The 11,745-nt window shown below is 66.4% G+C and carries 6 protein-coding genes and 2 tRNA genes; 5 read left to right on the top strand and 3 right to left on the bottom strand.

Annotation, left to right across the window (positions count from 1 at the left end):
* Positions 1-30 precede the first annotated feature (30 nt).
* Positions 31-119: transfer RNA gene (locus HD594_RS00350), tRNA-Ser, on the top strand.
* A gap of 40 nt (positions 120-159) precedes the next feature.
* Here the strand turns inward: HD594_RS00350 and HD594_RS17775 are convergent.
* Positions 160-1,236: a tyrosine-type recombinase/integrase gene (locus tag HD594_RS17775; protein ID WP_184749044.1), complete on the bottom strand. Its 1,077-nt coding sequence runs from the start codon at positions 1,234-1,236 to the stop codon at positions 160-162.
* Between the two features lie 338 nt (positions 1,237-1,574).
* On the opposite strand from HD594_RS17775, the gene HD594_RS00340 reads away from it, so the two are divergent.
* The gene (locus tag HD594_RS00340) at positions 1,575-1,859 is read left to right on the top strand and encodes a transposase (RefSeq protein ID WP_184749043.1); all 285 of its coding nucleotides are present in this window, start codon (positions 1,575-1,577) and stop codon (positions 1,857-1,859) included.
* Positions 1,856-2,731 carry an IS3 family transposase gene (locus HD594_RS00335; protein ID WP_184752396.1) on the top strand — a complete coding sequence of 292 codons (876 nt, stop codon included), beginning with the start codon at positions 1,856-1,858 and terminating at the stop codon, positions 2,729-2,731. The genes HD594_RS00340 and HD594_RS00335 overlap by 4 nt, the downstream gene beginning before the upstream one ends.
* A gap of 738 nt (positions 2,732-3,469) precedes the next feature.
* Here HD594_RS00335 and HD594_RS00330 read toward each other — a convergent pair.
* A complete protein-coding gene (locus HD594_RS00330) occupies positions 3,470-3,730 on the bottom strand; it encodes a hypothetical protein (protein WP_184749042.1) in 261 nt (86 codons plus the stop codon).
* A gap of 294 nt (positions 3,731-4,024) precedes the next feature.
* Between HD594_RS00330 and HD594_RS00325 the strand changes: the two genes are divergently transcribed.
* A tRNA-Ser gene (locus tag HD594_RS00325) sits at positions 4,025-4,130 on the top strand.
* 232 nt (positions 4,131-4,362) lie between these two features.
* Here HD594_RS00325 and HD594_RS00320 read toward each other — a convergent pair.
* The gene (locus HD594_RS00320; protein WP_184749041.1) at positions 4,363-6,159 is read right to left on the bottom strand and encodes an alkyl/aryl-sulfatase; all 1,797 of its coding nucleotides are present in this window, start codon (positions 6,157-6,159) and stop codon (positions 4,363-4,365) included.
* A 720-nt stretch (positions 6,160-6,879) separates the two neighbouring features.
* On the opposite strand from HD594_RS00320, the gene HD594_RS00315 reads away from it, so the two are divergent.
* Positions 6,880-11,451 carry a hypothetical protein gene (locus tag HD594_RS00315; protein WP_184749040.1) on the top strand — a complete coding sequence of 1,524 codons (4,572 nt, stop codon included), beginning with the start codon at positions 6,880-6,882 and terminating at the stop codon, positions 11,449-11,451.
* Positions 11,452-11,745: the final 294 nt, after the last annotated feature.

The raw sequence follows: 11,745 nt of genomic DNA, 5'->3' as shown, positions 1-11,745 counted from the left end.
GTGTTCTGCGGCTTCGGCCTGCGAACACCTGGAGACGTCGCATAGTCAGGCCTAGTGCACCACCCTGCTAAGGTGGAGTCCTCGCAAGGGGACCGAGGGTTCAAATCCCTCCGTCTCCGCAGAAAAACCCCCGGTAAACCGGGGGTTTTCGCGTTTGACTCAGAAGATCATGTTGCTCGTGGACGGCCCCAGATTCGGGTCCGGGGTCCCCCAGGGGTCCCCCGCTGAAATCTGACCCTCTGCGCGGGCCAATCTCTCGGCGTGATCGCGCCGCTGATCTTCGCCCAGAACGTGGGCGTAGACAGCGAGGACGGTGCGCGCCTCGTCGCCCAGATACTCGGCGACTTCGTTGACCGGCGTGCCCAGGCGTAGCCATGTCGACGCGGCGTAGTGGCGCAGGTTGTGCCGTTCGAAGCCGAGCGGAAACTTTCGTACGACGCCGACGCTGAGCTGCTCGCCCAGCTTGTTGGTGAACAGGTAGTCGTCGGGGTGCTTGCGCGCCGCGTACTTCTCGAAGATCTCGCGCGCTCGTGGTGAGAGCGGGAGCGTTCGCTTGCCTCGCCACGACTTGGGGTTCTTCTCGTCGTAGCGGTCCGAATGGGATCGATCGACGATGAGCTGCGGAAACGGTAGCCGGGATATCGAGTTGACACGTAGCGCGCGCGCTTCACCCCATCGGATGCCAGTGAGGGACATGAACTCGAACACGTCCGCGATGTCGGGACGTTTGTCTCGGACGGCTTCGATCGCCGCGGCCAGACGCGCAGGAGTGGGAACGTCCTTCGGGCTGATCGCGCGCTGGGTCGTCGCGCTGAGTTCCGCGATCTTCTTCATCGTCCGGACCGGGTGTGCCTGGTGCAACAGGCCGAGTTCTGCCGCATAGGTGAAGAGCGCGCTCAGAGTCGTCTTCTCGCGTGCGACGGTGGACGGGGCCTTCCTCCGAAGTTGCGTGATGAGGTGCCCGCGAATGTCCTCGGAGTGAATCGTTGCCAGCGAGCGCTTGAGCAGTGCCTTGGGAAGGGCAGCGATGTTGTGTCGATCGGTGTCGACCGTGTGAGGGTTCCCGCTCGCGCGCGCCTCGAGGAACATCTCGACGAGGTTGCCGAGCGTGAATGTCCGTTTCGGGGGCAGCGGCTTCCCTGTCTCGATCCGATGCTTCTGGTCTCGTTCCCACGCCTCCGCTTCGCGCCGCGTATCGAACGCGCGGGTGGCGATGAGCTCACGACCTGACTTCACGCGCGCCTTGTAGGAGGTCCGCCCGCGATCGAGTCGGCGGTTTCCGATGGGGAGGTGGTCACGCTTCCGGAGGGTGACTTCTCGAGGCTGCTCGACGAGGGTGCGGAGTCGCTGCTGCCGGCGTCGGGGCCGGCGAAGCTGACGACGCAGACGGATGTGGCTGTGGGCTTGGGTGCTGGTGTGCCGGTGTCGGCGTTCACGTCCCGGTACCGGGTTGATGTTGGTCAGGTGCGGGGGGTCTTCCCGGATGGGGATCCGCTGCGTGGTCCGGGGGAGCCTGACCCGCTTTCCCGGACACCTGAGTTGAGGCGATGATCGTCTCGGAAGGAGTCCGTGAGATGCCCGCACCACATTCGCCGGAGTTCCGGCGTCGAGCCCTGGATCTGGTTGCGCAAGGTGAGCCGGTCGCGAGGACGGCTCGTGATCTCGGGATCAGCGAGACCACATTGCGGAACTGGATGAACCGGGACGCGATCGACAGCGGCGCGAAGTCCGGCCTGACCACCGATGAGCGTAGGGAACTTGTCGAGTTGCGGCGCCGGCTGCGGGTGCTGGAGATGGAGAACGAGATCCTCAAGCGCGCGTCGGCGTACTTCGCCAGGGAGAACGTGCTCCCAAAATAGGGTTCCGGCTGGTCCAGGAGCTCGCCGCCGACGGGATCCCCGTCGCGGTGGCCTGCCGGTTCCTCCACGTCTCCACCTCCGGCTACTACGAGTGGGCGAGCCGGGCGCCGTCGGCACGTGCGGTCGCGGACGCAGCGCTGCTGACCACGATCCGACGCATCCACGCCGACTCCCGAGAGACCTACGGGGCACCGCGGGTGCTCGCGGAGTTGCGCCTCGGCCTCGGCGTCCACGTCAGCCGCAAACGTGTTGCTCGGCTGATGCGGCTGGACGGCCTGGTGGGCGTCTCGCATCACCGCAAGAGACGCGGTTGGAGACCGGACACCGCCACTCACGAGGACCTCGTGAAGCGGCAGTTCACCGCTGACGCCCCGAACCGGTTGTGGTTCTGCGACATCACACAGCACCGCGCCCGTGACGGATGGGTCTACTGCGCGGCGGTGATCGACGCGTACTCGCGGCGGATCGTAGGGTGGTCGATCTCGGATCGGGTCACCGCGGAGATCGTCGTCGACGCGCTCGAGATGGCCCGCTGGCGACGCCGACCCGAACCCGGCACGGTCGTTCACGCCGACCGGGGAGCGCAATACACCAGCTGGCTCTTCGGGCACCGACTCCGCCAGGCCGGGCTCCTCGGCTCGATGGGCAGGGTCGCGTCCAGCGTCGACAACGCGCTCATCGAGTCGTTCTGGTCGACCATGCAACGCGAGCTGCTGGACCGCGCGGTCTGGGAGTCGAGGGCGCAGCTCGCGTCGGCGATGTTCGAGTGGATCGAGGGCTTCTACAACTCTCGCCGCCGGCATACGTCGCTCGGTGATCTCAGCCCTGCCGACTACGAAGCCCTTCACACCGCTGCCGAGATCGCGGCATGATCAACACACAAGCACCGTCCGGGAAACCGGGTCAGGCTCCAACTAACGTTCGGCGACGGATCGTTCGACTTGGAGTTCGATCGCGGGAGCAATCCCTACTGGGCGAAGCCGCAGGTCGCGTTGCCCGCGATCGGCCGCGATGGCTTTGCGGGCGCGTGCAATTGGGGGGGCCAATAGAGTGAGCGATGAACAGTCAACCAGAATTGCTGGATGGGTGTTTCCATGGCTGGCTGTTGCCTGGATTGGCTCTGGCGTCCTGGCTTGGTCGCTCTACTTGCACGTCCCGAATGCTTTCGGACTCAGCATTTCCGATATCCGAGCGATGATGGACGAGTCTCAGCTCGCAAGGCTCGATCTATACTCGCTCCTAGCAGGCGCAGTTGTGGTCGGTTCTTCGGTAGGCGTGACCGTGGTGGCCGTTCGCGGAGCGATCCGCTTTCCCCATCGTGCGGGATTGTGGTGCGTCGCCGTATCGTGGATCGCATGGACCGGAACCTGGGGAGTGATGAGTTTCGCCCTCGCTGAGGTTTCGAGTCCTCACCCCGGGGCGTTTCTCATTCCGAGTGCATTCCTGGTGGTTGGCTACACCCTGGCGCTGGTGCTTGCGCTCGCCGCAGCGATCCGGTGGTCGTCTTCGCGGTGACGACGCCTGGCGTCCGTCGATGCCGCGTGGGATGTTGAGCTGCGGCGGCGTGTGGAGGAGCTGGAGGGTGGCGCGGTTGCGCTTGTGAGCCACGCTCAGGCGGTCGCGATGGCGCGGACGCTGCCCGCGCGTGGCAGCGAGTGACGTTGTGGGTCGAGGATCACCGGGCGGCTCGCGCGGAGTACATCGACGCGATCGCGTACTACGAGCGGCAGCACGCCTGACTCGGTGACGAACTCGTCGACCGGTTCGAAGTCGCACTGCGCGAGATCACGGACGACCCCGACGCATGGCCGCGGGTGGACGGCTGGGAAGGGCGGCCGGATCTGCGCAGCCATCGCGTCGAGACGTTTCACTATCGGATCGTGTACTACGTGTCGGGGGAGCGGATTCGCGTAGTCGCGTACGCGCACACGAACCGGTTGCCCGGATATTGGAAGGACCGGACCGGAGACTAAGGTGCTTCCCTTCTGGTCGACGGACGCGGTCCACGACCAAACCCTCTCCGGCCGGGCCAGGGGTCCCCCAGGGGTCCCCGAGCATCCCGTGAACGCCGATCACGGCGAGGCTCCCGTGCATAGTGTGCGTCACGAGCGGCAGTCAGTGGCCCCAAAACTGCCTGATCAGCAGTGAATTCCGCGGGATCTCGCGGAAGCGCGGGCCAGCGGGCCGGCTGGCCCGATTTGGCCCCTTTCACCCTGCTAAGGTGGAGTCCTCGCAAGGGGACCGAGGGTTCAAATCCCTCCGTCTCCGCCATAAAAAGCCCCGATCAGAGCACGTTTAGTCCGCTGAGAAGGTCGAATTGCGTAAGAATCGCGTACGAATTCTTTACGCAAACTGCGTGCAGAGCTTCAGGCGAGGCCGATCGAGCCCCGTGCTTCCGCGGGTTTCAAGGCCACGAGACTGGGGGATAGTCTCCCCCCGGATCATGCCACCTGCGCGCGTTGTGGGCGGCGCTTCTGGCAGGGCCCTGCCTCCGGGCTCCGGACTACGGCGTGACGATCGAGAAGTTCGGGCTCGGTGAGTCGACGAACGACATGAGGGTCTGCAACGCGGTCGGATCGCCGTCGAATGTGATGTCGTCAGTGCTGCCACCGAGCAGCGCCACCAGCTGGGGCTTGGTGAGGGTGATCGCGAGGTCCGCGGGATCCTTGCGGTCGGTCAGGTGGTGGACCAGCACGCCGTTCGACAACTCCATCCGGTAGGTCTCGCCGGTGTCGGTGAACTCCCAGCGGATCGATGCCTTCGCGTCCCAGGCGCGGGGGCCGTTGATGCGGATGGCGATGGAATCGAACAGCTGGGTGATCGTGAGCGCCGCGGCCATCCCTCCGGGGGACCAGGCGGTCTTCTTGGGCGGAGCGAGCAGTTCGGCGGCTCCGACGAGGTAGTTGTTGCGCCACGTGCCGCACTCGGACCCGTAGCCGAGCTTCGTGAACACATCGGCGAGCAGTCCCCGGGCGCCCTGGTGGTCGGGGTCGGCGAACACGGCGTGGCTGCCGAGTTCGGCGGCGAAGCGCAGGTCACCGGCATCCGCGTACTTCTTCGCGGCGGCGACGGTGGCGTCGACTCCGCCGATCACGTCCACGTAGCGTTCGGCCGCGGCCTGCGGCGGGTGCTGCCAGAGGTGGGCGGGGTTGCCGTCGTACCAGCCGATGTAGCGCTGGTAGATCGCCTTGACGTCGTGCGACACGGAGCCGTAGTAGCCATGTGTGTTCCAGGCCGCGTCCAGTGCGGGCGGAACCTGGATCATCTCGGCGATCTCGCTGCCGACGTATCCCTCGTTGATCATCCGGAGCGTCTGGTCGTGCAGGTATCCGTAGAGGTCGCGCTGCTGGGTGAGGAAGGTCGTGATCGCTTCGGTGCCCCAGGTCGGCCAGTGATGTGAGGCGAACAGCACGTCGCTGTCGGCGGCGAACAGGTCGATGGCCTCGGCGATGTAGCGGGACCATGCTCGTGCGTCGCGAACCTGCGCGCCGCGCAGCGTGTAGAGGTTGTGCAGCGTGTGGGTGGTGTTCTCGGCCATGCACAGCGCCCGCTTGTCAGGGAAGAGAAAGTTCATCTCCGCCGGCGCCTCGGTGTTGGGAGTGATCTGGAACACGATCCGGATGCCGTCGACGGTCTCTTCCTGGCCGGTGTGCGTGATGTCCAGCGTCGGGGCGATCAGCCCGATCGTGCCCAGCGAGGTCCCGGGCCCGAGGCCCACCCCAAGGGTGCCGATCGGGCTCACCTCCAACGCCGCGCCGGTGTGGTAAACGCTCCGGCGCATCATGGCGGTGCCCGCGTACACGTTCTCGGATACGGCGTGCTCGAGGAACCCCTCGGGCGCGATCACGGGGACATCGGTGTCGGCGTCCACGACGCCAAGCACACCGCCGAAGTGGTCGACGTGGCTGTGGGTGAAGATCACCCCGGTCACCGGGCGGTCGCCCCGCTGGCTCCGGTACAGCTCCAACCCGGCCTTGGCGACCTCGGCCGACACAGCGGGGTCGATGATGATGACACCGGTGTCGCCTTCCACGATGCTCATGTTCGACAGTTCGATGCCGCGGATCTGGTAGATGCCGTCGGTCACCTCGAACAGGCCCTGGATCGCGGTGAGCTGACTCTGCCGCCAGAAGCTCGGGTTCACGGTGCCGGGGCACTCGCCCGCCGTCGCACTCGTGTAGGCATCCGCGTCGTACACGACCCGGCCACCCTCACCTAGGATCTGCCCCGGTTCCAGCCGCGCGACGAACCCCCGCTCCGCGTTGTCGAAGTCGGTCCGGTCTGCGAAGTCAGCACCCATGATGACCACGTCCCTTCATCTCCTGGGGCGTGTACCGACCCCGGGCACCACCGTATGAGTCGTCGCGTGAGTCATGGGAGTGCCGAAGGTCCCGGTTGGTGGAATGGACCGGTCGGGGCTGGCTGCGCTCCGTGCCTATGTCGAAGCGGTCCGCGGTACCGTGGAGATCACCACGACCTTCGGCGAACGCAAGGTCGTCGTCCGGGATGGGCACCACACGGCTGCGTAAGAATCGCGTAAACCCAGACCGCCGCGAACATCCCTGAACCACTACGTCCACCGCCGCGAACCCAGTCATATCAACGCAAGCACCGACGAACGCCCACCAGCCCTCGCGTAGGGTCCGGGTTCAAATCCGTCCGTCTCCGCCATGAAAACCCCTGATCAGAGCGAATTCGAAGCGCTGAGAGGGTCGAATCGCGTAAGGATCCTTTACGCAAGACCGCGCGGACGGCGCTCTACACATCCATCGACCCGCGTGTTTTCCGCGGGTATCAGCGCCCCGAGACTGAGGGAAACGCTCCCTCCGCCTCAAGGGGGTGGTGGTCCGCTGTGTTGCCCAGCCCGGTACCCACGATCTCGAGACTCCGAACCGGCCGGGGTGCCTCAGACCGCCAACTACACCGTTCGGGGGATAGCGTCTGGCGCCGTTCGCCGGATAGCATCTGGCCACGAACGACGGGCGACAGTACTTTCGGGGATAGGGGCGAGGGAGCCCAGGTGAAGGACGAGCAGCTGGGGTCAGGCGGCCTGCGGGCGCGCCTGGCGGCGCGACTCAGGCAGCGGATCGGGCAGCCGGAGGTTGAGGCCAAGGAGCTGCGGGCGTTCGACGTGGTGATGGACCGGCGCCAGTTCTTGACGACTGCGCAGCTGGGTATCGTTGGTGGCCTGGTCGCATCGGGGATCCCGCCGACGCGGTGGGGGGCGGTGGACTCTGCCTTGGCCGTCGAGCCCGCCGAGGTGGGGCTCACCCTGGCCGACGAGATGTCCGTGCCGGTGGCGACCCAGCTGACCTTCGGGACCGAGCTGTTCCAGGAGACGATCTACTCGCAGCCGGCCGTGTCGCCAGCGGCGGTTGGATCTCACGCGCTGATCGAAGGGGCGCGCAACAGTCGGCGGCTGCAGAGCGACCTCGATTCCAGTTCGCCTGCGGAGTCGGCGTTCCTCGACACCGGCTTCCACTGGGGATCGCCGGAGCTGGTCCAGCTGGAGGACACCAGCAGCGGCTGGGAGCTCGTGCACTACCGCCAGCCGTGGGGTGCGAGGACCGACGGTGCCTCGACGGACGGCATGGTCCGCGAGGTCATCATCGGAGCAGGCAAGGGGCTGAAGAGTCCGACCCAGGTGCTCACCATCACGGGTTCCCGCGCGAACGCGTACGCGGGCAACCCGGTAACCTCCGGGGTGACTTACGTCGTCGTGGTCATCGACGCCGACGTCGCCGGGGGAGGCTTCGTCTGCGTGGGAGCGGGGGCGTGGGAACCGAGCACGATCGGGGCCGGCGTGACCGAGTACCCGGTGACGTGGAAGTTCGAGACGCTCGGCTCCCTCGGCCCGGGGCAGGCCGTCGAGTACGCCGACACCTACCGGACGCACGGCTACGAGAACTCGACCTCCTACGAGGCGGGCAACGCCAACGAGTACATCGTGCTGTACTACCCGGGGGGCTACCTCATCCTCTCCCTCACCGACAGCGCGAACCGGCCGGGGTACGCAACGCTTGCGGTCTTCACCTTCGACTGGCCCGAGAACGATAGTGGTTCGCGTGTCGTCCATATCGAGAACGATGTCGTCCTCGCCAAGTCGTGGGCCGACAGTTCCTCCTTCACCTTCCAGACCGCCACTCTGCCGCTCGACAGGGGGACCGCCGGCACCCCGCAGACGTTCCTGGCCCCGTACGTCCAGGTGCAGAAGACGAGCTACTTCGGCCAGGACTACGCCGTGGCCTCCTTCACGGCCGACTCGATGATCGATGTCGATGTGCCCCACTTCGACACCATCGGCGACGTGAACGCGCTGTACACCGTGACCGACGACCTCGGGTTCAAGCACCACGTCAAGCTGGCCCGGTTCCAGGGAACCGTCGCGCTGTTCGTCATCTTCGGCGAAGAGGTGACCCTCGAGGGGTTCTTCCCGCTCGCTGTGCCGGAGCCGGCTGGTGGCGTCGGCCAGCCGACGACACTCAGCGGCGGGGTGAGCAAGTTCGGCGGCTTCCGGTTCGTCGCCTGCAACAGCGACGGCAACCTCTTCCTGTTGCGCCAAGGGCGGCTGCAGCCCCAGAACTCCCCGTACACCGACCCGGTGTACGGGCTGTTCGACGCGTCCGGCAACCCGGCGCCGCCACCACAGAACACGACCTCGACCGCCTACGACCCGATTCCCGGTACCACGGAGAGCTCGTCGAACCTCCACCAGCTCCTGAACTGGGTCAAGACGACGACCCCACCGGGGGAGCAGAACCTCATCAACATCGGGTACAACGTCTTGTTGAACGCAGCGTTGGCGTTCGGGACCGACCCGACGAATCAGAGCCAAGCGGTGTGGCTCGGCGACTCCTACCAGGCGGCGTACGCGCCTCATCGGTTCGTGCGCGACAGCGAGCACGTCGAGGTCAAGCAGGCGCAGGGATCGAGCACGCAGTTCAGTTCGTACCTCACGATGTGCCACCCGGTGACCAGAACCTGGCACAGCCGTCAGATCGCGACGCAGGTGCTGCCGCAACCCCCGGGGCTCAACGAGTCGGGGGATCACTGGCAGGCGACGGTGGCGGGGGCCAACGCCTACGGTCGTGCCGTCCGGATGGACAACGACGCGAACGCGCACCTGCAGATAGAGGTTCGCGCGGACTCGCCGACGACGGTCACCGACGACACGAGCAACCTCTACTACGACGTCGACCGGTACTCCTCGTTCCTCGCGTCGCCGGACCCCACGACCGGCCGGTTGGCCCTCGTCGTCAAGGCGGAGAGCTTCGCGCAGGTCCTCTACGCGCGGCTCGTCGACACGAGTGGACTGTTCCCCTCCTCGGGTGACGCGGCGATGCTCGCCTCGCGGGGGGTGGAGACCTACGCCTGGCAGCCGGTGAACCTCTCGGCCCAGGGCCAACAGCGCCTCGGCAACGACGGCACCGCGAGCACCCTGCTGTCCCTAGGCGACGACGCCCCGCTGGTGGACACCTACCAGTACGTGTCCCAGTCGTCGTTGTACGACGACAGCACGGACCCGAACGGCGGGTGGCAGTTCAAGGTGTACGGCGCGTCCCAGGCGAACATGGGCAACCTCGCGGAGTACCTCAACACCTCGGGGCAGAACATCCTCGCCGCCAACTCCCAGCTCGCGCTCGGGGCGAGTTCGGGCTCCGGCGGCCCGGACCCGCTCACCGCGGTCACGGCCGTCCCGTCCCAGGGGCTGGCGACCATGACGGCCACCTTCACGTACCCCAAGGGGACCATCGGTGGAGGCCCGTCCACGGGCCCGCCGCTGGGGGACCTCGGCAGCATCTGGTCGGGCATCTCGCATGCGCTGCACGACGCCCTGCACTGGCTGCAGAACGTCGAGAAGGAGGCCTACCAAGCCCTCGCCGAGGGGGCTGTCGGCATCGAGCTGGCCGCCGACAGCATCACCGCCACCGTGAGCGCCGACATCATGCAGGCGGTCAACGGAGTCGACTCCGCGCTGGAAGAGGTCGTCCAGACCGTCGAGGAGTACGCCAACATCGTCGCGAACCTCATCGTGACGATCGTCGAACAGTCCTTCCTCTACCAGCTCATCGAGCGGATCATCGCCCTCATCTCGCTGTTCTGGCACCTCAAGGACATCCAGGCGCTGACCGGCAGTCTGAGGAAGCTGGTCGAGAACCTGCTGGGTGGCGCGAACGGTCAGACCACTCCGTCGATCCCCGCCGGGAGCTCGTGGGACGTCGTGGGCAGCTACATCGGCAACGACAGCGTCAACGCGCTCCTCCAGCAGACCGACACCAGCGCGGTCCCCACCGAGGTCACCTCGGCCTTGCTCGATGACATCGCGGCGAACCCGTTCACGACGAAGCTCGTCACCAAGGTGGTCAGCTACGTCAACCAGGTCGTCTCCGGAGCGCTCAAGGAGTTGCCCTTCTCGGTGAGCATGCCCGTCGAGGTCGACGTTCTCAGCGAGGTCGAGCAGGACATCGTCGCCGCCGTGGAGAACATCACGGTGGACACGGTCCAGGCGCTGGTGACGAACCTCGCAGCGGATGTGTCCAACCCTCAGGCGACGTTCACCAACCTCAGCCAGAGCCTCGGCAGCCTGCTCAAAGAGGTCGAGCAGGAGGTCGAGAACGTCTACGACAAGCTCGACCAGCAGGCCCAGCAGGCGGTCGACTACGCCACGTCGGCCGTGGTCAACAACAGCGAGCCATTCGTCACCCTCAAGGTCGCCGAACTCGCAGACCTGGCCAGGCTCTTCGGGTTCGGCACCGTCTCGGGCAGCAACGTCACGCTCACGATCCAGGACGCGGTGTACTTCCCCGCGGCCGTCGTCATCTGGGCGACCCTCTACGTCAAGGACGGCACCAGCACGAGCAACATGGGACAGGTCTACAGCGCGCTGTCGACCTCGACCTCCGACGAGCTGACGGGAGGCAGCGTGGAGACGTGGACGGGCGTTCGCCTCGCGGTCGACTTCTGCCTGGGGGAGGCGGTGGCCGGCACCTGGATCGTCGCGGCAAACGAGGAATCCGTCGCCCTTGAGCACGACCCGTTCGAGTACACCGCGGCGTGGATGGCGCTCATTCCGGCGACCGTCAACTTCGTGTACCACTTCACCTCCGACGAGACGCCCACGTTCGTCAACTCGTTCGTGCCGTCCTGGGAGCTGTTGTCCGCTCTGGGGACCTGCTACTGGACCACCGCCGGACCCAACACCGGGGCCGGGTGGGACGCGGGCGAACCCAGGCCCAGCGACCTGTTCGAGATGGCCGACGCCTTCGTCGCCCTCATCGAGATCATCGTCGCCGCGGTCGAGGCCGCGGAGGGCGACGACGCCGTGGTCGGTGCCGTCGGCGACATCCTCGTGTCCACCACCTTCATCGTCACCTTCCTCTACGAGCTCGGCGAATCAGCGCTCGAGGAGGCATTCCCCTACGTCGCCGTCTACGTGGGGGCCGCGCCCGGCATCGGCTACATCATGCAGATGGTCGACGCGTTCAGCGCACAAGGCCAGCTCCCTCCCGGGACGACCAACCCGAAACGCAAGGGCCCCCCGGCCGGGCGCCCCCGCAGACCCGCTCCCACACCCCCCGGGAAGGCCCGGTGACCTCGGCACGCCTCAACACTCCAGCCCCGACGGGCATAGCGGCTTCACCGAGTAGCCCGTCGGACCTCGTCGGTGGACAATGGTCGCGGACGCTCCGCATGTGCTGAGGCCGGGGAGCCGCGCCGCCCCACGACGTGCGTAAGAATCGCGTAAACCTGAACGCCCGCGAACAGCCTTGAACCTCCACATGCACCGCCGCGAACCCAGTCGTATCAACGGAAGTACCACTCAACGCCCACGACCCTCCTCGTAGGGTCCGGGTTCAAATCCCTCCGTCTCCGCAGAAAAACCCCT

Origin of the sequence: Microbacterium thalassium, assembly GCF_014208045.1 — a bacterium.
GTDB classification, from domain to species: Bacteria; Actinomycetota; Actinomycetes; order Actinomycetales; family Microbacteriaceae; genus Microbacterium; species Microbacterium thalassium.
Note: the sequence above shows the minus strand (reverse complement) of the source record. Positions and strands in the feature narration are given on the sequence as shown.

What these genes read in the sequence shown, in the direction of transcription:
- HD594_RS00340 (WP_184749043.1), top strand. Translation starts at nt 1,575, where the DNA reads ATGCCCGCACCACATTCGCCGGAGTTCCGGCGTCGAGCCCTGGATCTG.
- HD594_RS00320 (WP_184749041.1), bottom strand. Translation starts at nt 6,159, where the DNA reads ATGGGTGCTGACTTCGCAGACCGGACCGACTTCGACAACGCGGAGCGG.